We start from the raw sequence: 21,798 nt of genomic DNA, 5'->3' as shown, positions 1-21,798 counted from the left end.
ACGATGTTCGGAAAATTGACGCTGGATGCAGTGCCGTTCCATGAACCCATTGTCATGGTTACGATCGCTGCCATTATCATCGGTGGTGCGGCCTTACTGGGCCTAATCACTTACTTCGGTAAGTGGACCTACCTGTGGAAAGAGTGGCTGACTTCGGTTGACCACAAACGCCTTGGCATCATGTATGTCATCGTCGCAATCGTCATGTTGATTCGTGGCTTTGCCGACGCCATCATGATGCGTAGCCAGCAGGCGCTGGCTTCTGCAGGTGAAGCGGGCTTCTTGCCACCTCACCATTACGACCAGATCTTCACGGCTCACGGCGTGATCATGATCTTCTTCGTGGCAATGCCGTTCGTTATCGGTCTGATGAACCTGGTGGTTCCGCTGCAGATCGGCGCACGTGACGTTGCGTTCCCATTCCTGAACAACCTGAGCTTCTGGTTCACCGTTGTCGGCGTAATCCTGGTTAACCTGTCTCTGGGCGTAGGTGAATTCGCACAGACCGGTTGGCTGGCGTATCCGCCGCTCTCGGGAATAGAGTACAGTCCCAGCGTCGGGGTCGATTATTGGATATGGGCAGTCCAGCTATCCGGTATTGGTACAACGCTGACCGGTATCAACTTCTTTGTGACCATCATTAAGATGCGTGCGCCAGGAATGACCATGTTCAAGATGCCGGTATTTACCTGGGCATCACTGTGCGCGAACATCCTGATTATCGCTTCTTTCCCAATCCTGACGGTTACCGTCGCGTTGCTGACCCTGGATCGCTATCTGGGTACCCATTTCTTTACCAATGATATGGGCGGCAACATGATGATGTACATCAACCTGATTTGGGCCTGGGGCCATCCGGAAGTGTACATTCTGGTTCTGCCGGTCTTCGGGGTGTTCTCCGAAATCGCGGCAACCTTCTCACGTAAACGTCTGTTTGGTTACACCTCGCTGGTGTGGGCAACCGTGTGTATCACCGTTCTGTCGTTCGTTGTTTGGCTGCACCACTTCTTCACCATGGGTGCAGGCGCTAACGTAAACGCCTTCTTCGGTATTACCACCATGATTATCGCCATCCCGACCGGGGTGAAGATCTTCAACTGGCTGTTCACCATGTATCAGGGCCGTATCGTATTCCACTCAGCAATGCTGTGGACGATTGGCTTTATCGTGACCTTCTCAGTCGGCGGTATGACCGGCGTACTGTTGGCGGTTCCGGGTGCGGACTTCGTACTGCACAACAGTCTGTTCCTGATTGCGCACTTCCATAACGTTATCATCGGCGGCGTCGTATTTGGCTGCTTCGCAGGTATGACCTACTGGTGGCCAAAAGCGTTTGGCTTCACGCTGAACGAAACCTGGGGTAAACGCGCATTCTGGTTCTGGATCATCGGCTTCTTCGTGGCATTTATGCCGCTGTACGTGCTGGGCTTTATGGGTATGACCCGTCGTCTCAGCCAGCAGATTGACCCTCAGTTCCATCCAATGCTGGTCGTTGCCGCCTGCGGTGCCGCGCTGATTGCACTGGGTATCCTGTGCCAGCTGATTCAGATCTACGTCTCTATTCGCGACCGCGAGCAGAACCGTGACCTGACCGGTGACCCATGGGGTGGTCGTACGCTGGAGTGGGCAACCTCTTCTCCACCGCCGTTCTACAACTTTGCCATTGTGCCACACGTTCACGAGCGTGATGCCTTCTGGGAAATGAAAGAAAAAGGTGAAGCGTACAAGCAGCCTGCGCACTATGAAGAAATTCATATGCCGAAGAACAGCGGTGCCGGCATCGTCATTACCGCCTTCGCAACACTGTTTGGTTTCGCCATGATCTGGCATATCTGGTGGCTGGCGATTGCAAGCTTCGCAGGCATGATCATCAGCTGGATTGTGAAAAGCTTTGACGAGGACGTGGACTACTACGTACCAGTCCCGGAAGTCGAAAAACTGGAAAACCAGCATTTCGATGAGATTTCTAAGGCAGGGCTGAAAAATGGCAACTGATACTTTAGCGCACGCGACTGCCCACGCGCACGAACACGGGCACCACGACGCAGGCCAGACCAAAATCTTCGGATTTTGGATCTACCTGATGAGCGACTGCATTCTGTTCTCTATTCTGTTTGCAACCTATGCCGTTCTGGTGAACGGCACCGCAGGTGGCCCGACAGGTAAGGACATTTTTGAACTGCCGTTCGTTCTGGTTGAAACATTCCTGCTGTTGTTCAGCTCCATCACCTACGGCATGGCGGCGATCGCCATGCACAAGAACAACAAAAGCCAGGTGGTTTCCTGGCTGGCGTTGACCTTCTTGTTCGGTGCCGGATTCATCGGGATGGAAATCTATGAATTCCATCACCTGATTGTTAACGGTATGGGTCCGGATCGCAGCGGCTTCCTGTCAGCGTTCTTTGCGCTGGTCGGCACCCACGGTCTGCACGTGACTTCCGGTCTTATCTGGATGGCCGTGCTGATGGTGCAAGTCGCCCGTCGCGGCCTGACCAGCACCAACCGTACCCGCATCATGTGCCTGAGCCTGTTCTGGCACTTCCTGGATGTGGTGTGGATCTGTGTGTTCACTGTTGTTTATCTGATGGGGGCGATGTAATGAGTCATTCTAACGTGAACAGCGGCGCGTCCCATGGCAGCGTAAAAACCTACATGACAGGGTTTATCCTGTCGATCATCCTGACGGTCATTCCGTTCTGGATGGTGATGACGGGTGCTGCCTCTCCGGCCGTAATTCTGGGGACTATCCTGGCAATGGCAGTGGTGCAGATTCTGGTGCATCTGGTGTGCTTCCTGCACATGAATAGCAAATCTGATGAAGGTTGGAACATGACGGCCTTTGTCTTTACCGTGCTGATCATCGCCATCCTGGTTGTCGGTTCCATCTGGATCATGTGGAACCTCAACTACAATATGATGATGCACTAAGAGCGGCGGTTATGATGTTTAAGCAATACCTGCAAGTAACGAAACCAGGCATCATCTTTGGCAACCTGATCTCGGTGATCGGGGGATTCCTGCTGGCCTCGAAGGGCAGCATCGACTATCCCCTGTTCATCTACACGTTGGTCGGAGTGTCACTGGTTGTGGCGTCGGGTTGTGTATTTAACAACTACATCGACAGGGATATCGACAGAAAGATGGAAAGGACCAAAAACCGCGTGCTGGTTAAAGGTCTGATTTCCCCTGCGGTCTCGCTGGTGTACGCCACCCTGCTGGGTATTGCTGGCTTCATGCTGCTGTGGTTTGGCGCGAATCCTCTGGCCTGCTGGCTGGGCGTGATGGGCTTTGTGGTTTATGTGGGCGTTTACAGCCTGTATATGAAGCGCCACTCGGTCTACGGGACGCTGATCGGCTCTCTCTCCGGCGCGGCGCCGCCGGTGATCGGCTACTGCGCGGTAACCGGTGAGTTCGACAGCGGCGCGCTGATTCTGCTGGCGATTTTCAGCCTGTGGCAGATGCCGCACTCTTATGCCATCGCGATTTTCCGCTTTAAGGATTATCAGGCGGCTAACATCCCGGTTCTGCCGGTGGTGAAAGGCATTTCGGTCGCGAAGAACCATATCACGCTGTACATCGTGGCATTTGCTATCGCCACGCTGATGCTAACTCTGGGCGGCTATGCAGGTTATAAATACCTGATTGTTGCTGCGGCGGTGAGCGTCTGGTGGTTGGGCATGGCGCTGCGCGGTTATAAAGTGGAAGATGACAGAGTCTGGGCGCGCAAGCTGTTCGGTTTCTCCATCATCGCCATTACCGCGCTCTCCGTGATGATGTCCGTCGACTTTATGGTCCCGGATTCGCACAATCTGCTGACCTACGTCTGGTAAGTTAATCGTCACATCTTCTATGCCGGATGGCGGCTGACGCCTTATCCGGCCTACAAAAAAGCATATTGCTAGTAGGCCGGATAAGATACGTTAGTATCGTCATCCGGCATTTTCGTCTCTAGCCGACGCCACTCACAACCCCAACATTTGTTAATAAAGCGCATATTTACCCCGCCTGCTTAGCGCTTTACACTAGGCGCGAAATTGAGACAGAGGTGGGAATGAACGATTATAAAATGACGCCGGGTGAGTTGCGCGCCACCTGGGGTTTAGGGACCGTATTTTCTTTGCGCATGCTTGGCATGTTTATGGTCCTGCCGGTTCTGACCACATACGGCATGGCGCTACAGGGTGCCAGCGAAGCCTTAATTGGCCTCGCCATCGGTATCTATGGTCTGGCGCAGGCCATTTTTCAGATCCCTTTTGGGCTACTCTCCGACCGCATCGGTCGCAAACCGCTGATTGTCGGTGGACTTGCCGTGTTTATCCTCGGCAGCATCATTGCCGCGCTGTCGGACTCCATCTGGGGCATTATTCTGGGCCGTGCCTTACAGGGGTCGGGCGCGATTGCCGCCGCGGTGATGGCGCTACTGTCTGACTTAACCCGCGAACAAAACCGCACGAAGGCGATGGCGTTTATTGGCGTGAGCTTTGGCATCACCTTCGCGATAGCGATGGTGCTCGGGCCGATAATCACCCACGCCCTGGGGCTCAACGCCCTCTTCTGGATGATTGCCGTTCTGGCAACGGCAGGGATCGTCCTGACGCTGTGGGTCGTGCCTGACAGTGCCAACCACGTGCTCAATCGCGAATCGGGAATGGTCAAAGGCAGTTTCAGCAAGGTACTGGCGGAACCGAAACTGCTGAAGCTCAACTTCGGCATCATGTGTCTGCACATTTTGCTGATGTCCACCTTCGTTGCCCTGCCCGGCCAACTGGCTGATGCCGGTCTGCCTGCGGCAGAACACTGGAAAGTGTATCTGGTGACCATGCTGATTTCGTTTGGCTCGGTCGTCCCGTTCATTATCTACGCCGAAGTAAAGCGCCGGATGAAACGGGTGTTCCTGTTCTGTGTGGCGCTGATTGTGATTGCCGAGATTGTTCTCTGGGGCGCGGGCGCCCATTTCTGGGAACTGATTATCGGCGTACAACTGTTCTTCCTCGCCTTCAACCTGATGGAAGCGCTCCTCCCGTCGCTAATCAGCAAAGAGTCGCCGGCGGGTTACAAAGGGACGGCCATGGGCGTTTATTCCACCAGCCAGTTCCTCGGCGTCGCGTTGGGGGGATCGCTGGGCGGCTGGGTTGACGGAATGTTTGACGGGCAAACCGTTTTTCTTGCCGGCGCGTTTTTAGCCGTTGTCTGGCTCGCCGTCGCCAGCACCATGAAAGAACCGCCCTATGTCAGCAGCCTGCGAGTGGTCATTCCGCCGGAGATTGCGGCCGATGACGTGCTGAAACAGCGTTTGCTGGCAACAAAAGGCGTCAGTGAAGTGTTGATTGCACAACAGGAACATTCCGCTTACGTGAAGATCGACAGCAAACTGACCAACCGCTTTGAGGTTGAGCAGGCCATCAGTCAGGCGTAAAGGCGTAAAAAGGAAAACGGTCCGGAAAACCGGACCGTGAAAGATTAATCGCGGAAGTTTTTAAACTGGAACGGCTGCCCCAAATCGCCACCGCGTACCAGCGCCATTACGGACTGGAGGTCATCACGGGATTTCCCGGTCACGCGAATCTCTTCGCCCTGAATCTGTGCCTGCACCTTCAGCTTGCTGTCTTTAATCAGCTTAACAATTTTCTTCTGAACCGCACTCTCAATGCCCTGCTTCAGTTTCGCTTCCACAAACCAGGTTTTCCCGCTGTGAACGAACTCTTCTGGCACATCGAGTGACGTCCCTTCAATGCCACGTTTAAGCAGCTTGGCACGCAGAATGTCCAGCAACTGGTTGACCTGGAAATCGGATTCGCTCAGCACTTTGATCGTTTTATTGGCATCGTTGAGCTCAAATGTCGCTTCAACGCCGCGAAAATCAAAGCGTGACTCAACTTCACGAATGGCATTATCTACGCCATTACGCGCTTCCTGAAGATCAACTTCAGAAACAATATCGAAAGATGGCATCTTTTCCTCTCCCTTCATTTTTGATGCGAAGCATAATACCTGCAAAGTCTCTCAACAGACAGCGCTATACTATGTTAGCAAACACCTGGTGCTGTTGCGGGTGAGGAGGAAGAATGAAAATTACCGTACTGGGGTGCGGAGCCTTAGGGCAATTATGGCTTTCAGCACTGTGCAAACAGGGACATGACGTACAGGGTTGGCTACGCGTGCCGCAACCCTATTGCAGTGTGAATGTGATTGAGACGGATGGATCGATATTTAACGAATCCCTGACGGCAAACGATCCGGAGTTTTTAGCCACCAGCGATCTGCTGCTGGTAACGCTGAAAGCGTGGCAGGTTTCCGACGCGGTCAAAGCGCTGGCGTCGACGCTGCCGGAAACAACCCCGATCCTGTTGATTCATAACGGTATGGGAACGATTGAAGAACTGCGAAATATCCACCAACCGCTGTTGATGGGGACAACCACCCACGCCGCACGTCGTGATGGCAACGTCATTATCCATGTTGCGAACGGCACCACGCGCATTGGCCCGGCGCGCGAGCAGGATGGCGATTTCAGCTACCTTGCCGATCTCTTGCAATGCGTACTGCCCGACGTCGCCTGGCATAACAACATTCGCGCCGAAATGTGGCGCAAGCTGGCGGTGAACTGCGTGATCAATCCCCTGACCGCGCTGTGGAACTGCCCGAATGGCGAATTGCGTAACCATCCTGACGAGGTGAATCTGATTTGCCAGGAAGTTGCGGCGGTCATTGAGCGCGAAGGTCACCATACATCGGTCGACGATTTACGTTATTATGTTGAGCAAGTCATTGACAGTACGGCGGAAAATATCTCATCCATGTTGCAGGACATTCAGGCTCTGCGTCATACCGAGATAGACTACATTACCGGATACCTGCTGAAACGCGCCCGTGCCCACGGGATTGCGGTGCCGGAAAACAGCCGTCTGTTTGAGTTAGTAAAGCGAAAGGAGAGTGAGTATGAGCGCTCAGGCACTGGTATGCCTCGCCCCTGGTAGTGAAGAGACCGAAGCGGTCACCACTATCGATCTGCTGGTTCGTGGCGGAATTAACGTAACCACCGCGAGCGTTGCCAGCGACGGCAGTCTGACTATCGTCTGCTCGCGCGGTGTAAAACTGTTGGCGGATGCGCCGCTGGTTGCCGTGGCCGATGGTGATTACGACATCATCATCTTGCCGGGCGGTATTAAAGGCGCCGAGTGTTTTCGCGACAGCACGCTGCTGGTCGAAACCGTTAAGCAGTTTCACCGTTCCGGACGGATTGTCGCTGCCATTTGCGCGGCTGCCGCCACCGTACTCGTTCCGCACAACATTTTCCCGATCGGCAACATGACGGGCTTTCCGGCGCTGAAAGACAAAATTCCCGCTGAACAGTGGCAGGATAAACGCGTGGTATGGGACCCGCGTGTGAAGTTGCTCACCAGTCAGGCCCCGGGCACCTCAATCGATTTTGGTTTAAAGATTATCGACCTGTTGGTTGGGCGCGAGAAAGCCCATGAAGTTGCGTCGCAACTGGTGATGGCGGCAGGCATTTATAACTACTACGAGTAATTTCAAGGCCACTCCAGCGGCCGACTTAATCTTAATAAAGGAATAACAGATGAAGGGATGTCTGACCGGAGTGGCGTTATGGTTATTTTCTGGCTGTGTGATGGGGACGCAGTTAGACATTAAGAACCTTAGCTTCAACTATCCTGAGAGCACGGAAATTCAGTATCGTCTCCCCTGGTTTACCTCAGCGGATAACCCACAAGCCGCAAAACGCATCAACGATTTTATCTTCTCCCGTTTTCTGAACCAGTTGCCGGGTAACGATCCGCAGGCCACGTTGAATAAACTGGCAAAAAGCGGCATTGATGCCACCGCCAATCTGGACTACTCCGTCGAATACCGTGACAGCAAAATACTGACATTAAACCTTTTTGTGGAAGGCTGCGGCGCCTATTGCGAGTCTTACAATGTTCCACTGAGCTTCGATTTAGCGAGCGGCGCGAATATCACCCTCGACGATCTGTTTTCCCCGGCCACCATTGCCCAGTTAAACACCCGCGTCAGAAAAGATATTCGCTCCCAGATAACCACCTTTGTTGATAAGCATAAGTCCGAGTCGTCAGAGCAAATCAAAGCGGAAAAAGGTGAAGATTTTAATTACGAAGAGTTCTATGCCTCATGCGCGACGTATGAGGGCGGGCTGTACTATGTTGATAATTTCTCGCTTCAGAAAGGCGATCTCGTCTTCATTAATGGACGTTGCAGCAACCATGCAAGCCGCGCACTGGATGAGCTCGGTGATTTCACGACGAAAATCACCGCCGCAACGTTACACGACCAACTCACTCCCTACGGGAAGTCACTGATTTCCCCTAACAGCGAAAAGCCCCTCTCCCCTGCCCCCTCGCTTAACGGCAAGTTAGTCTACGGCACGTTGGGGAAAAGTATGCGCATCGTGATGAATATCACCTGTAATGAAGCATCGGCCAGCGGAGCCTACTTTTATGAAAAATACGGCTCACCTATCGAACTTACCGGTAAATGCGGCACGGAGAATCACCCGCACTATGAGTTGAGAACGAGCGTTTCTGCTGAAACCGAAGAGAAGATCACGCTGGATTTAAACGATGGCGTCTATCAGGGTGTCTGGGAATCGAACGGGAAAACGCTCCCCATTCGCTTTGAATAACAGTGTCAGATTGCCGGATGGCGGCGTAGTACTTCGTCATCCGGCCTGCAAAACACGGGGTTTGAAGAGGGAAAAACATACCCGCTTAGAACCATGGCGCTCCGCTCATGACATTACTGTAAAACAGCATTCTGCCCGCCAGTTCTCCCGTGATGATTAATATCACCCATACCCAACTGCGCATCCCGCTGTTCAGACGCGATATCCCCCACACCGCGACGCACACGCTGGCGAACAGTTGCCACCAGAGCAGAGGACTGGAAGCATCGGCACCCGAGACCTGATAGCGGAGAACCAGCGCACCGGCGCTCAACGCAATACCCACCACAATGCCCGCGTTACAGATCGTTGAGGATGGCAGATGCCAGCAAGCTCTGGCGACGGCGACGCTCATAAATCCCGTCAGAAACGCCGTACCCAGAAAAGCGACAGGCGTCGCGACGTTGTGCCAGAGCGGGTGTAGCGGCATCTGGTAATACACCTGAGATGTCACCAGAATGGTGCCCAGCCCCACCAGCGCCGTTACCCCACCCAGCAGTATCACCCCGCGCTGTACGGGTTTGAACCGACACAACAATAGCCAACAAAACATCACGCCATTAAGCACGATAAACGCGACCACTTCCCGGCTGAGCCAGGAGTTCCCCAGCCCGGCAAGGGAGCGGTAAGCGCCTTCAGGCGATCCCAGATGCGCCAGCGACGCACAAGAGCCCAGCACGGTGATGACCCAGAACCGCAGCGCCAGCATACGGTACTGCACGGCACTGAACTTCCGCTTACGACCAGACTGACACACGGTAAGCGCCAGCACGCCGCCAATACCCCACTGGGCGAAGACGGTAAAGAAGACCAATGGCAATTCATAGTGTTCCATTTCGTTCCCCTCAATCCCTCGGCGGAATAATGACAATATTAGGCTGGCTGATCGTGTGATCGGGCAGGTTGTAGCGTTTTTCCAGCACCGCCCACTGCGTCGTATGTTCCTGACGCAGCTCAGCTATCTCGCCAAAACGTAATACGCCTGCCGGACAGGACTCCACGCAGCGCGGCTGTAATCCTTCATCAAGACGTTCAGCACACAGATTGCACTTACTGGTTTTCCCCTCGGCGGGATCGTACACCGGGGCGCTCCACGGACAGGCCATGATGCACATCCGACAGCCAATGCAGCGATCGTGATCCTGAACGACGATGCCGTCCGCGCGTTTGCTATACGTTCCCGCCGGGCAGACTTTCATGCACTGCGGGTCATCACAATGGTTGCACGACATGCTGATGAAGGCCTGCGTGTTGGGTTCATCCGTATGACGTTCGCGTACCCGACGCCAGAGCACGCCCGTCGGCGTCATGTTTTCTGATTTGCAGGCCATGCTACAGGTTTTGCAGCCATAGCAATTTTGCATATCAATAAGAAATCCATACTGTTTCATCGTGATTAAGCCTCCCTTCTCACATCCACCAGCGTACTGTTACAGCAGTGTCCATTCCCCAGCACCTCCACCTGATCGTTAGTGACATGGCTGCTGCTTCCTCCCTGCTGTTCCCACCAGCCGTTATCCAGACTCACCACCCCGCGTTTAATATGGGTAGTCACGTCGGCAATCGCCCGATGCTGGCCGCGATGATTGAACACCACGACCCATTCTCCTGGCTGAATCTGTCGCTGGCGGGCATCTTCCGGGTGGATCATCACGTTCGGACGGTTACGCTGAACCTCAAGGATCCATTCGTTCATGCCATGGCTGGAGTGCACGCTGCGTGCCAGTTTGCGCTGCACCGCCATTAACGGATAGGTCTGCGCCAGTTCAGGCGAGCCTTTGACCGACTCTTTCACCTGCTTCCAGGTCACCACCGGCAGGAACGCTTTTTTGCTCCACTCCTCGATATACAGGTGCGCTTTGCCGGTCGACGTGAGGAACTTACCGTCTTTAAACGGGATCCAGTCATCCTCGACAGGACATACCGGCCCCTTTTTCAGCATGTCGCGGGTGATGCCTGAACCTTTCAGACAGGTGTCAATATAGTGCTCAATCGGCTGATTAAAGACCTCGCCAAAACCAAAGCGCTCGGCCAGACGGGCAAAAATCCAGTAATCGGGTTTGGCTTCTCCCGGCGGTTCCACCGCTTTTTCCATCAGTTGCACATAGTGGCTGCGCACGCCCGCCATAAGGCTGACATCCTCAAAAATGGTCGTGACGGGAAGCACCAGATCGGCATACAGCGCGGACGAGCTCATCAGGTTGTCAGCAACCACCACAAAGGGCACTTTTTTAAAAGCCTCTCTGACCTGGTTGGTATTGGGCAACTGGGTCATCGCGCCCAGCGTCATGTTCCACCAGAACTTAATGGAATGCGGTTTTTCGTGAGCGACCCAGTCGCCGATTTTGGCAATCGGAATGGGTGGGATTTTGGCAACATTCGGCGCGGGAGGAACAATGGGCGAGAATTTTGCCATCTGTCTGACGCCGCCAGCATCGCAAACGCCAGCCCCGGCTTTGCCGATATTGCCGGTGATCAGTGCCTGATAGAACTGGCTCGCGGCAACGTAAGTACCAAACTCGGTTCTCTGTGCCCCGGACATGTTCTGCACAATCATCGCCGGTTGTGTTGAGGCGTAATCTCGCGCCAGACGCAGCACCGTCTGCGCGGGCACGTCGGTCTCTTCCTCCACCTTCTGCGCCGTCCAGGGTTTTGCCTGCGCCCAGACGTTATCCAGCACGGTGGTGAACTCGCTGTTGGCGGGCAACTCATCACCGAGCAGTGCCGGCATCACGCCGGGGGCATCATGCCGTTTCAGGGTCTGGCTTTGGGTATCAAACACCAGGTAACTGTCCGCGTCCTTAGGATCGGCCCGCATCAGTTGCTGCTGTGAATCCACCAGGTAGACCGCCCCGGTATGCGCCCGCAGGAAATCGGCGTCATAGCGTTTTTCCTGCATGATAATGTTGATCATCCCTAGCGCCAGGGCAATGTCGGTGCCGGGTACGATCGGCACCCACTCGTCGGCTTTGGCCGCCGTTTCGTTAAACCGCGGGTCAATCACCACCAGTCGTGCGCCGTTTCTCTGCGCCTGCGAATAGTTTTTAAAATAGGCATGCATAGTGACTGCCGGATTATTCCCCCAGCAGAGGATGTAGCGACTGTCCGCAATGGTGTCGCGGGTATCGGCATAGCGCAGGCCAACCATCGGCATCATAGCAGCGGTCACCGCCGCGCAGCATAGCGAACCTGCGGTTTTGGTACTGCCGCCGAGATAATCGAAGAAGGCTTTGCCCATATCATTCTTGATGGAGTCCATGTTCCCCGACGCAGCGGTGAGCAGTAAGCCTTTATTGCCCTCAGTGGCAATGGTTTCCCGGATGTTCTTTTCAATGAGATCGAGTGCTGCGTCCCAACTAATCGGCTGAAATTTCCCCTCGCCTTTTTCCCCTATGCGCAGCAGCGGTTGCGTCAGGCGTAACGGGTGATAGACCCATTTGGTGCGGCTAATTCCCCGCAAACAGCACTTCACATTGAAGCCCTTCGTCGCTTCAATTTTCATTAAGCGGTCTTTCCAGACGTACGCCGTCAGGTTGCAGTGCAGACACTCCATTGCGCAGGTCGAGCGAAACGTCTGGTAATCCGTTTGCTTAAGACGAACCCGTGGCAACGGTGAACCGTTGGCCTGGCGGAGCGTCAGAAACGTTGGCAGCAGTGACGACAGCCCCACTACGCCGAGCCCTTTTAGCAGGGTTCTTCTTTTTAAATGAATATTGCTCAATGCGTCCATGTTCTTGCCTCTAAAAAAGTTCATTATTAGTTAACCCAGGTTCACCAGTAATTAACTTGAGAGAGGTCAAGATCGCCCCATTTAGGCGTAACGGTCATTTTGAATTGCGAAGACAGTCAGGATTTCTGCCGCAATGGTATAATCGTGGAGAATTATTCAAGAGAACGCATATGGCTGAAACATCACAAGGGGTCAATTCGGTTGATATCGCCGTCAACATTCTGACGTTTGTTGCCAGTCAAAATGGTCAGGCGCGGGCCATCGATATCGCCACGGGATGCAACCTGTCCAAGAGTCGTTTACACAAGTATCTGGTCTCACTGTGTCGAACCGGCATGCTGGGGCAAAACGAAAAAGGACTCTACTGTCTTGGATCGACCCTTTTGCAGATAGCGGGCAATCCAACGGCTGCGCGCGATCCGGTCAGTGAACTCAATGCGGTGCTGATCGCCTTTCGCGATACCTTTAACCATTCCACCGGCGTCGTGGTTGCGACGGACGGCAGACTAGTGCTGAAGCACTACAATCGCAGCTTCCGGAATGTGGATATCGATTTTCTGCCCAATACCCCCGTTCCGCTTCACGCCAGTTCGGCAGGCCAGGTGTTCATGAGTTTTTCCGGCTACCAGCCGCAGAATCAGGCGCAGGAACAACTGATTGCACAGATACAGTCTCAGGGCTATGCGGTGCGCCACAATCCGACGCAAGGGATCCCAGGCGCACAGTCGATTGCCTGTCCACTACGCAATGAAAAAGGAGATCTGGTGGCGATTGCCGTGACGATGGGGTTCTTCAGTACAGACGTCATCCCGCAGATTGCCGGGCAGTTAGTGAGAAGCGTCGCGGCGCTTCATCCACAGGAGTAAGTTTCCCCCAGCGCGGATGGCCGGGGGAAATCGCAGTTACGGGCGATACACCTTCACATTCTCAAAGCCCTGCTCGCGCAGATACAGCGCCTGAAGTCGACTCATCACGCCGCGCTCGCACCACAACAGCCAGGTTTTATTCTGGTCGAGATCGCCGAATTGCGTGCTCAGCTTGTAGAACGGCAGTGAAACCACATCCACACCTTCCACCTTCAGCGGCTTGTCATCCTGCTCGTCGATAGCGCGGATATCCAGAATCACGTCGTTCGGGCCAAAACCGCTGACGGTTTCCACTTCCACCACGTCCTGCTGAGTCTGCTGTGCGATTTCGCGAATATCCACGTTGCTGGCTTCTTCAACCACCTTATCGAGGATGCTGAAGTCAAAATTCTCTTCTTCCGCTTCAATCTTCGCCTTGATAGCTTTCACCGTCGGGCTTTTTGAAATCACGCCGCAGTATTCCGGCATGGTGCGGGCAAAGTCTTCCGTCCCAATCTGGCGCGCCAGGTTGATGATGTGCTCTTTATCGTAAGCAATCAGCGGACGCAAAATCAGCGTATCGGAGACGTTATCGATCAGACGCAGGTTGGTCAGCGTCTGGCTGGAGACCTGACCCAGCGCTTCGCCGGTGACCAGCGCCTGCACGCCGTAGCGTTCCGCCACTTTCGACGCCGCGCGAACCATCATACGTTTGAGCACCACCCCCATCTGGCCGTCATCAACTTTCTCGAGGATCTCACCGACCACCGGCTCAAAGTTGATGGCGACAAAGCGCACGCGATGCGAGCTGCCGAAGCGGTTCCACAGATAGTGCGCTACCTGACGAACGCCGATTTCATGCGCCGCGCCGCCGAGGTTAAAGAAGCAGTAGTGAACGCGGCAGCCGCGACGCATCAGCATGTAGCTGGAAACGCCGGAGTCAAAGCCGCCGGAGATCAGCGATAGCACGTCTTCCTGAGTACCGATCGGGAAACCGCCAATCCCTTCGTAACGCCCTTTAATCAGCAGCAGACGGTCATCTTCCACTTCCAGATGGACAGTGACATCCGGGTTAGTCAGCTTCACGCGCGCCGATTCAATATGCTGGTTTAAACCGCCGCCTACGTAACGTTCTACATCGATAGAGCTAAACTCGTGTTTACCACGACGTTTAACACGCACGCAGAAAGTTTTACCTTCCAGCCGATCGCGGTATTGCACCAACGCCTTCTCGAAAATATCGTGCATGTCGGTAAACGGCACGTCTTCGACTTCGAGAATGTGGTGAATCCCCGGAATACGGGTCAGCGCGTCACGGATCGCCAGACGCTGGTTTTCATCTTTCGCGCGAACTTCGATGTTGTCCCAGTGACGGACAACGGCGAGAGTCTCATCATAGTGCTTTAAAACGTTACGAATGTTCCCGGTCAGCATTTTTATAAAGCGCAAACGCACAGATTGGCTTTTGATGGTGATTTCCGGGAACAATTTAATGATAAACTTCATGGCGGCAATGGTTCTTTAGCAAGCCAGTTACGGCTTGTATTGGAGAAAGAGTACAGCAACCCCGTTAAGCGGTTGCATCCAGGCGCGGGAGTATACCACTATCAGGCGATTCCTGTGCACATTGCGCGTTATACCCTTAATAATTCGCGTGCAGCCAACGTACTGGCCGCCTGAAGTATGATGGGCGAATTTGATAATTGCTCTGAGTCCGTTACCATATCAGGGCTGAAAATACTGAGAGTCAGACATTTATTATGGCGAAGAAAAATGAGGCGCCGGTCAGCTTTGAAACGTCGCTGAACGAGCTGGAGCAAATTGTAACGCGTCTGGAAAGTGGCGATCTGCCGCTGGAAGAGGCGCTGAACGAATTCGAACGTGGCGTGCAGCTGGCACGTCAGGGTCAGGTGAAACTGCAACAGGCTGAACAGCGTGTGCAAATCCTGCTGTCTGACAATGAAGACGCATCCCCTACGCCTTTTACAGCGGATAATGAGTAAATGGATTTTTCGCAGCAGCTTCAGGCCTGCGTTGAGCAGGCCAACCAGGCGCTGAGCCGTTTTATTGCCCCACTGCCCTTTCAGAACACTCCCGTGGTCGAAACCATGCAGTATGGCGCATTATTAGGCGGTAAACGTCTGCGCCCGTTTCTGGTGTATGCAACCGGTCAGATGTTTGGTATCAGCCTGAACACGCTGGATGCCCCGGCAGCCGCCGTTGAGTGCATTCATGCGTACTCGCTGATCCATGACGATCTGCCCGCGATGGACGATGACGATCTGCGTCGTGGCCTGCCGACCTGCCACATCAAGTTTGGTGAGGCCAATGCGATTCTGGCAGGTGATGCCCTGCAAACGCTGGCATTCTCGATTATCAGCGATGCTCCGATGCCAGAAGTCGCTGACCGCGATCGGATCGCGATGATTTCCGAACTGGCGAGCGCCAGCGGAATCGCCGGAATGTGCGGCGGTCAGGCGCTGGATCTCGCAGCCGAAGGTAAACAGGTGCCGCTGGAGGCGCTGGAGAAAATCCATCGTCATAAGACCGGCGCACTGATTCGCGCCGCGGTTCGCCTGGGTGCGTTAACTGCCGGAGAAGACGGCAGAAATGCCCTGCCGATACTCGACAGATACGCAGAAAGTATCGGTCTGGCATTCCAGGTTCAGGATGACATTCTGGATGTGGTGGGCGATACTGCAACGTTGGGTAAACGTCAGGGTGCCGACCAGCAGCTTGGCAAAAGTACCTATCCTGCACTTCTGGGTCTTGAGCAAGCCCGAAATAAAGCCCGGGATTTAATCGCAGAGGCTCGCCAGTCGTTAAACCAACTGGCCGCACAGTCACTCGATACCTCGGCACTGGAAGCGCTAGCGGACTACATAATCCAGCGTAATAAATAATTGACTACCCTGAGCAATAAATTGCAGCGGATACACTGTAATTTGGGTAAACAAACGATGAGTCTCTGATGAGTTTTGATATAGCCAAATACCCTACCCTGGCACTGGTCGATTCCACCCTGGAGTTACGACTGCTGCCAAAAGAGAGTCTGCCGAAACTCTGCGACGAGCTGCGCCGCTATTTACTCGACAGCGTCAGCCGTTCCAGCGGACACTTCGCCTCCGGGCTGGGCACGGTCGAACTGACCGTGGCGCTGCACTATGTCTATAACACCCCGTTTGACCAACTGATCTGGGACGTGGGTCATCAGGCTTATCCGCACAAGATTTTGACCGGTCGTCGCGATAAAATCGGCACCATTCGCCAGAAAGGCGGCCTGCACCCGTTCCCGTGGCGCGGTGAAAGCGAATACGATGTCCTGAGTGTGGGTCACTCCTCAACTTCTATCAGCGCCGGAATCGGAGTGGCGGTTGCCGCCCAGAAAGAGGGTAAAGATCGCCGTACCGTCTGCGTCATTGGCGACGGGGCGATCACCGCCGGGATGGCATTTGAAGCGATGAACCACGCGGGCGATATCAAACCCGACATGCTGGTCATCCTCAACGACAACGAAATGTCGATTTCCGAAAACGTCGGCGCGCTGAACAATCACCTCGCGCAGTTGCTCTCCGGTAAGCTCTACTCTTCCCTGCGCGAAGGCGGCAAGAAGGTGTTCTCTGGCGTACCGCCGATTAAAGAACTGCTCAAGCGCACCGAAGAACATATCAAAGGCATGGTGGTGCCCGGCACGCTGTTTGAAGAGCTGGGCTTTAACTACATCGGCCCGGTCGACGGTCACGATGTGCTGGGGCTTATCACCACGCTGAAGAACATGCGCGACCTGAAAGGCCCGCAGTTCCTGCATATCATGACCAAGAAAGGCCGGGGCTATGAGCCGGCGGAAAAAGATCCGATCACCTTCCATGCGGTGCCAAAATTCGATCCGTCCAGCGGTTGTCTGCCGAAAAGCAGCGGCGGCCTGCCGAGCTATTCGAAAATCTTCGGCGACTGGCTGTGCGAAACGGCGGCGAAAGACAGCAAACTGATGGCAATCACCCCGGCCATGCGCGAAGGGTCTGGTATGGTCGAGTTCTCGCGTAAATTCCCGGACCGCTACTTTGACGTGGCGATTGCCGAGCAGCACGCGGTGACCTTTGCCGCCGGACTGGCGATTGGCGGTTACAAACCGGTGGTGGCTATCTACTCCACCTTCCTGCAACGCGCCTACGATCAGGTGCTGCATGACGTCGCAATTCAAAAGCTGCCGGTCATGTTTGCTATCGACCGTGCGGGGATCGTCGGAGCCGACGGACAAACCCACCAGGGGGCGTTCGATCTCTCCTATCTGCGCTGCATTCCGGAGATGGTCATCATGACGCCGAGCGATGAAAACGAATGCCGCCAGATGCTGTTTACCGGCTATCACTACAGCGATGGCCCAACGGCGGTGCGCTATCCGCGCGGAAATGCCGTCGGCGTTGAGCTGACGCCGCTGGAAAAACTGCCGATCGGGAAAGGCGTGGTGAAGCGTCACGGCGAGAAAGCGGCGATCCTCAACTTCGGTACCTTAATGCCGGAAGCGGCGAAAGTCGCGGAATCCCTCAACGCTACGCTTGTCGATATGCGCTTTGTGAAACCGCTGGATGAGGCGCTGATCCTTGAAATGGCGGCGCGTCATGAGGTGCTGGTGACGCTGGAAGAAAACGCCATTATGGGCGGTGCCGGTAGTGGCGTGAACGAAGTACTGATGGCGCACCGCAAACCGGTTCCGGTGCTTAACATCGGCCTGCCGGACTTCTTCATACCGCAGGGAACTCAGGACGAAGCCCGCGCCGAATTGGGTCTGGATGCCGCAGGCATTGAGGCCAAAATCAAGGCCTGGTTGGCATAATCCCCTCTTCGCTCCTGCTATGCTTAACCGATAACGAGCATAACAGGAGCGAAATAATGCAATACAACATCTTAGGAAAAACGGACCTTCGGGTTTCCCGCCTTTGTCTGGGCTGCATGACGTTCGGCGAACCGAATCGCGGCAACCACGCTTGGACGCTTCCCGAAGAGAGCAGTCGCCCTATCATCCAACGCGCCCTTGAAGGCGGCATTAACTTTTTCGATACCTCGAACAACTACTCAGCCGGCAGCAGCGAAGAGATCGTCGGTCGTGCACTGCGCGATTTCGCCCGCCGTGATGAAGTCGTCGTCGCCACCAAAGTGTTTAACCGGGTGGATGACCTGCCAGAAGGATTATCCCGCGCGCAAATTCTGCGTTCTATTGATGACAGTCTGAGACGACTGGGGATGGACTACGTCGATATCCTGCAAATTCACCGCTGGGATTACAACACGCCGATTGAAGAAACACTTGAAGCGTTAAACGATGTGGTCAAAGCCGGTAAGGCGCGCTATATCGGCGCGTCGTCAATGCATGCGTCGCAGTTTGCCCAGGCGCTGGCACTGCAAAAACAGCACGGCTGGGCGCAGTTTATTAGCATGCAGGACCACTATAACCTGATCTATCGTGAGGAAGAGCGCGAAATGCTGCCGCTGTGCTATCAGGAAGGCGTGGCGGTGATCCCGTGGAGCCCATTGGCCAGAGGACGTCTGACACGTCCGTGGGGAGAAACCACGGCACGTCTGGTCTCTGATGAAGTGGGGAAAAAGCTGTACAGCGAAAGCGACGAAAACGATGCGCAGATTGCCGCACGACTGGCAGGCGTGAGCGAAGAGCTTGGCGCGACGCGTGCTCAGGTGGCGCTGGCGTGGCTGTTAAGCAAACCGGGCATTGCCGCGCCGATTATCGGCTCATCGCGGGAAGAACAGTTGGATGAGTTGCTGAATGCCGTGGATCTCACGCTGAAACCCGAGCACATCGCCGAACTGGAAACGCCGTATAAGCCGCACCCCGTGGCCGGATATAAATAAGGAAATGAGCCCGATGGCGCAACGCTTATCGGGCCTACGAACACTGCAAACGCTGTATAAGCCGCATCCCGTGGCCGGATATAAATAAGAAAACGTGCCGGATGACGGCGTAACCGCCTTATCCGGCCTACAAAATACGGACATCATACCGGGTAGGCCGGATAAGCGCAGCGCCATCCGGCATCGTCATCAAATAACCCCAATCGGCCAGTGATGTCCGATGAAATAGAGGATCCCGGCGGAAATCACCCCGGCGACAATATCGTCCACCATGATCCCCATCCCGCCATGCACATTGCGATCGAACCAGCGGATCGGCCACGGCTTCCACATATCGAGAATACGGAAAATCACAAACCCGGCGGCGACCCACTGCCAGTCGTTGGTCGGCAACGCCATGAGCGTGATCCACATTCCGATGAACTCATCCCAGACGATGCTACCGTGATCGTGCACGCCCATGTCTTTCGCCGTTTGATGGCAAAGATAGACGCCGATACAGATCCCCAGCATCACCACCAGCGAATAGAGCTGCCATGGCAGAAAGGTCATCAGATACCAGAAGGGGATCGCCGCCAGCGATCCCATCGTGCCGGGAACAATCGGGCTGAGGCCGCTGCCAAATCCGGTAGCCAGTAAATGCCACGGGTTGAGCAAATTCAGACGGCTTTTGGCGACATCTTTATGGCGTGGCAAAATGGTCATATCCTTTCCAGTCAACAGTGACAGGCTTTCCGTTGCGCATGAAATGAATCCCTTCTACATCCGCGCTCATCTGCCCGATACAGGTAAAGGGGACGCCAAGCTGGCCCATTGCCACCTCCAGCGCGCCGCGATTCAGTTCCGGTACCGTGAAGCATAACTCGTAGTCTTCGCCGCCAGACAGCGCCCAGCGCAGCGCCTGTTCGGATTCGACGTGACGAGTCATCGCGCCTGACCAGGGTAACGCATCGAGATCGACGCGCGCGCCGCAGGCGCTGGCGTTAACAATGTGCCCAAGATCGGAAATCAGCCCGTCAGAGAGATCGATCGCCGCACTGGCCAGATCGCGCAGCGCCTGGCCCTGTAGAATACGCGGCGTTGGACGCAGATGGCGTTTGAGCAGATATTCGCGGTCGGCCGCATCGGCGACCTGCAAGCGGTTCAGCAAAATTGCCAGACCCGCGGCGCTATCGCCCGGCGTACCGGTCACGTAGATCCAGTCGCCCGGCTTCGCCCCGGCGCGTTTCAGGGCGCGCCCGGCAGGAACAAAACCGTGGATACCCAACGTCATCGACAGTGGACCCCGCGTGGTGTCGCCGCCAATCAGTTGCATACCGTAGTAATTCAGGAGATCAAACAGACTGTCGCTGAAGGTTTCCAGCCAGCGTTCGTCCACCTCAGGCAAGGTGATCGCCAGCGTCAGCCACGCCGGATCGGCACCCATTGCGGCCAGATCGCTTAAGTTCACCGCCAGCGCTTTGTAGGCCAGATCGGCAGGATCAATATCAGCCAGGAAATGGTTACCCGCCACCAGCGTATCGGTGCTGATCGCCAGCGTCTGTTTATCGGGGATGTTCAGAAGTGCACAGTCGTCGCCAATACCGGTTTCGACGTCAAGACGAGAGCTTCTGACACGGTCAAAATAACGGGCAATCAGGGAAAACTCGCCGCATGCCATACGTTATGCCTCAGCAGAAAAAATGAAAAAGCCGCCAGAGGAGAGGAATCGCTTCCACTTCGCTGACGGCCTGGTGATTACTTTTTGTTGGGGCGAATCGCAGGCGCTGCTTTATCCAGAACGCCATTGACGAACTTGTGGCTGTCTTCCGCGCCGAACGTTTTCGCCAGTTCGATCGCTTCGTTAATGGCCACTTTGTATGGCACATCACTGCGTTTAGACAGCTCGAACAGCGCAATACGCAGTACGGCTTTTTCCACCTGACCCAACTCTTCCAGCAGACGAGACAGATAGGGTTTCATTAAACCATCCAGGTACGCGCTGTTAGTCGCCACCCCGGACAGCAGTTCACGGAAGTACATGACGTCAACATCTTTCACGTCCTGTTCTGCCAGGAACTGGTATTCAACATCAGCGATGTCGTTCTGGGACAACTGCCAGGAGTAGAGCGCCTGAACGGCACACTCACGGGCGCGGCGACGAGCAGCAGGTTTCACGGATTTCCCCTTACAAAAATCAGGCCTTAATGGCTTTCAATACATTAATCATTTCAAGTGCGGTCAGTGCAGCTTCCGCGCCTTTGTTGCCAGCTTTGGTGCCAGCACGTTCGATAGCTTGTTCAATGCTTTCGGTGGTCAGGACGCCAAAGGCGACCGGAATTTCGCTGTCCTGAGCGACATGCGCCAGGCCATAGCTTGCACCGCCAGCGACATATTCGAAGTGAGCTGTGCCGCCACGGATTACCGTGCCCAGCGCAATCACCGCGTCATATTTACCGGTTTTCGCCAATGCGCCCGCTGCCAGCGGCAGTTCATAGGCACCAGGAACCCAAACGACGGTAATGTTTTCATCTTTGACCTGACCAATGCGTTTCAGGGCGTCAATCGCACCTTCCAGCAGGCTGTCATTGATAAAGTTGTTGAAACGCGCAATGGTGATGGCGACGCGAGCGTCCGGAGTAGCAACGTTAGCTTCAATAATGTTCATATTCTTCCTTCGG

The 21,798-nt window shown here is 54.8% G+C and carries 22 protein-coding genes; 13 read left to right on the top strand and 9 right to left on the bottom strand.

What is annotated here, in order from left to right; genetic code table 11:
- Positions 1–3 precede the first annotated feature (3 nt).
- The 5 genes from cyoB (at position 4) to QQZ17_RS20725 (ending at position 5,416) form a co-directional block, all read left to right on the top strand.
- A complete protein-coding gene (gene cyoB, locus QQZ17_RS20745) occupies positions 4–1,995 on the top strand; it encodes a cytochrome o ubiquinol oxidase subunit I (protein ID WP_152405647.1) in 1,992 nt (663 codons plus the stop codon).
- Complete coding sequence (locus tag QQZ17_RS20740) at positions 1,985–2,599, top strand: cytochrome o ubiquinol oxidase subunit III (RefSeq protein ID WP_103776618.1); 615 nt, start codon at positions 1,985–1,987, stop codon at positions 2,597–2,599. The genes cyoB and QQZ17_RS20740 overlap by 11 nt, the downstream gene beginning before the upstream one ends.
- Positions 2,599–2,928: a cytochrome o ubiquinol oxidase subunit IV gene (locus tag QQZ17_RS20735; RefSeq protein ID WP_152405648.1), complete on the top strand. Its 330-nt coding sequence runs from the start codon at positions 2,599–2,601 to the stop codon at positions 2,926–2,928. Before QQZ17_RS20740 ends, QQZ17_RS20735 begins: the two co-directional genes overlap by 1 nt.
- Positions 2,929–2,939: 11 nt before the next feature.
- On the top strand, positions 2,940–3,830 hold the full coding sequence (cyoE, locus tag QQZ17_RS20730; protein ID WP_152405649.1) for a heme o synthase: 891 nt from the start codon (positions 2,940–2,942) through the stop codon (positions 3,828–3,830).
- Between the two features lie 221 nt (positions 3,831–4,051).
- Positions 4,052–5,416, top strand: a complete 1,365-nt coding sequence (locus QQZ17_RS20725; RefSeq protein ID WP_152405650.1) for an MFS transporter — start codon at positions 4,052–4,054, stop codon at positions 5,414–5,416.
- A 44-nt stretch (positions 5,417–5,460) separates the two neighbouring features.
- Here the strand turns inward: QQZ17_RS20725 and QQZ17_RS20720 are convergent, their stop codons facing one another.
- Positions 5,461–5,952 (bottom strand): YajQ family cyclic di-GMP-binding protein, encoded by a 492-nt coding sequence (locus QQZ17_RS20720; protein ID WP_042324531.1) that lies wholly within the window; start codon positions 5,950–5,952, stop codon positions 5,461–5,463.
- A 113-nt stretch (positions 5,953–6,065) separates the two neighbouring features.
- On the opposite strand from QQZ17_RS20720, the gene panE reads away from it, so the two are divergent.
- Genes panE through QQZ17_RS20705 form a run of 3 tightly spaced genes read left to right on the top strand, consistent with a single transcriptional unit; the run spans position 6,066 to position 8,659 of the window.
- A complete protein-coding gene (panE, locus tag QQZ17_RS20715; RefSeq protein ID WP_152405651.1) occupies positions 6,066–6,977 on the top strand; it encodes a 2-dehydropantoate 2-reductase in 912 nt (303 codons plus the stop codon).
- Complete coding sequence (yajL, locus tag QQZ17_RS20710; RefSeq protein WP_152405652.1) at positions 6,940–7,530, top strand: protein deglycase YajL; 591 nt, start codon at positions 6,940–6,942, stop codon at positions 7,528–7,530. The genes panE and yajL overlap by 38 nt, the downstream gene beginning before the upstream one ends.
- A 49-nt stretch (positions 7,531–7,579) precedes the next feature.
- Positions 7,580–8,659, top strand: a complete 1,080-nt coding sequence (locus QQZ17_RS20705) for a hypothetical protein (protein WP_152405653.1) — start codon at positions 7,580–7,582, stop codon at positions 8,657–8,659.
- Positions 8,660–8,744: 85 nt separating this feature from the next.
- Here the strand turns inward: QQZ17_RS20705 and QQZ17_RS20700 are convergent, their stop codons facing one another.
- From QQZ17_RS20700 to QQZ17_RS20690, 3 genes are read right to left on the bottom strand one after another with little or no spacing between them, the layout of a single operon-like run.
- Positions 8,745–9,533 carry a dimethyl sulfoxide reductase anchor subunit family protein gene (locus QQZ17_RS20700; RefSeq protein WP_152405654.1) on the bottom strand — a complete coding sequence of 263 codons (789 nt, stop codon included), beginning with the start codon at positions 9,531–9,533 and terminating at the stop codon, positions 8,745–8,747.
- Between the two features lie 10 nt (positions 9,534–9,543).
- The gene (locus QQZ17_RS20695; RefSeq protein WP_178825840.1) at positions 9,544–10,089 is read right to left on the bottom strand and encodes a 4Fe-4S dicluster domain-containing protein; all 546 of its coding nucleotides are present in this window, start codon (positions 10,087–10,089) and stop codon (positions 9,544–9,546) included.
- A 5-nt stretch (positions 10,090–10,094) separates the two neighbouring features.
- Positions 10,095–12,428, bottom strand: coding sequence for a molybdopterin-containing oxidoreductase family protein (locus QQZ17_RS20690; protein ID WP_152405655.1), 2,334 nt, complete (start codon positions 12,426–12,428; stop codon positions 10,095–10,097).
- A gap of 170 nt (positions 12,429–12,598) precedes the next feature.
- Between QQZ17_RS20690 and QQZ17_RS20685 the strand changes: the two genes are divergently transcribed.
- Positions 12,599–13,294, top strand: coding sequence for an IclR family transcriptional regulator (locus tag QQZ17_RS20685; protein ID WP_152405656.1), 696 nt, complete (start codon positions 12,599–12,601; stop codon positions 13,292–13,294).
- A gap of 36 nt (positions 13,295–13,330) precedes the next feature.
- Here QQZ17_RS20685 and thiI read toward each other — a convergent pair whose 3' ends face one another.
- Complete coding sequence (gene thiI, locus QQZ17_RS20680) at positions 13,331–14,779, bottom strand: tRNA uracil 4-sulfurtransferase ThiI (RefSeq protein WP_152405657.1); 1,449 nt, start codon at positions 14,777–14,779, stop codon at positions 13,331–13,333.
- Between the two features lie 254 nt (positions 14,780–15,033).
- On the opposite strand from thiI, the gene xseB reads away from it, so the two are divergent.
- The 4 genes from xseB to QQZ17_RS20660 all read left to right on the top strand — a co-directional run bounded on the left by xseB (position 15,034) and on the right by QQZ17_RS20660 (position 19,138).
- The gene (xseB, locus tag QQZ17_RS20675; RefSeq protein WP_042324547.1) at positions 15,034–15,276 is read left to right on the top strand and encodes an exodeoxyribonuclease VII small subunit; all 243 of its coding nucleotides are present in this window, start codon (positions 15,034–15,036) and stop codon (positions 15,274–15,276) included.
- The gene (gene ispA, locus QQZ17_RS20670) at positions 15,277–16,176 is read left to right on the top strand and encodes a (2E,6E)-farnesyl diphosphate synthase (protein WP_152405658.1); all 900 of its coding nucleotides are present in this window, start codon (positions 15,277–15,279) and stop codon (positions 16,174–16,176) included. It begins immediately after the preceding gene.
- A gap of 68 nt (positions 16,177–16,244) precedes the next feature.
- A complete protein-coding gene (gene dxs, locus QQZ17_RS20665; RefSeq protein WP_152405659.1) occupies positions 16,245–18,107 on the top strand; it encodes a 1-deoxy-D-xylulose-5-phosphate synthase in 1,863 nt (620 codons plus the stop codon).
- Positions 18,108–18,163: 56 nt separating this feature from the next.
- Positions 18,164–19,138 (top strand): aldo/keto reductase, encoded by a 975-nt coding sequence (locus tag QQZ17_RS20660; protein WP_042324551.1) that lies wholly within the window; start codon positions 18,164–18,166, stop codon positions 19,136–19,138.
- Between the two features lie 189 nt (positions 19,139–19,327).
- Here QQZ17_RS20660 and pgpA read toward each other — a convergent pair whose 3' ends face one another.
- The 4 genes from pgpA to ribH all read right to left on the bottom strand — a co-directional run bounded on the left by pgpA (position 19,328) and on the right by ribH (position 21,785).
- Positions 19,328–19,843, bottom strand: coding sequence for a phosphatidylglycerophosphatase A (gene pgpA, locus QQZ17_RS20655; protein WP_042324553.1), 516 nt, complete (start codon positions 19,841–19,843; stop codon positions 19,328–19,330).
- Positions 19,821–20,798 carry a thiamine-phosphate kinase gene (thiL, locus tag QQZ17_RS20650; RefSeq protein WP_152405660.1) on the bottom strand — a complete coding sequence of 326 codons (978 nt, stop codon included), beginning with the start codon at positions 20,796–20,798 and terminating at the stop codon, positions 19,821–19,823. The genes pgpA and thiL overlap by 23 nt, the downstream gene beginning before the upstream one ends.
- Positions 20,799–20,875: 77 nt before the next feature.
- Positions 20,876–21,295 (bottom strand): transcription antitermination factor NusB, encoded by a 420-nt coding sequence (gene nusB, locus QQZ17_RS20645; RefSeq protein WP_042285962.1) that lies wholly within the window; start codon positions 21,293–21,295, stop codon positions 20,876–20,878.
- A gap of 19 nt (positions 21,296–21,314) precedes the next feature.
- Positions 21,315–21,785, bottom strand: coding sequence for a 6,7-dimethyl-8-ribityllumazine synthase (gene ribH / locus QQZ17_RS20640; RefSeq protein WP_112024547.1), 471 nt, complete (start codon positions 21,783–21,785; stop codon positions 21,315–21,317).
- Positions 21,786–21,798: the final 13 nt, after the last annotated feature.

It is taken from the genome of Citrobacter sp. T1.2D-1 (genome assembly GCF_950098555.1).
GTDB lineage: Bacteria > Pseudomonadota > Gammaproteobacteria > Enterobacterales > Enterobacteriaceae > Citrobacter_A > Citrobacter_A telavivensis.
Note: the sequence above shows the minus strand (reverse complement) of the source record. Positions and strands in the feature narration are given on the sequence as shown.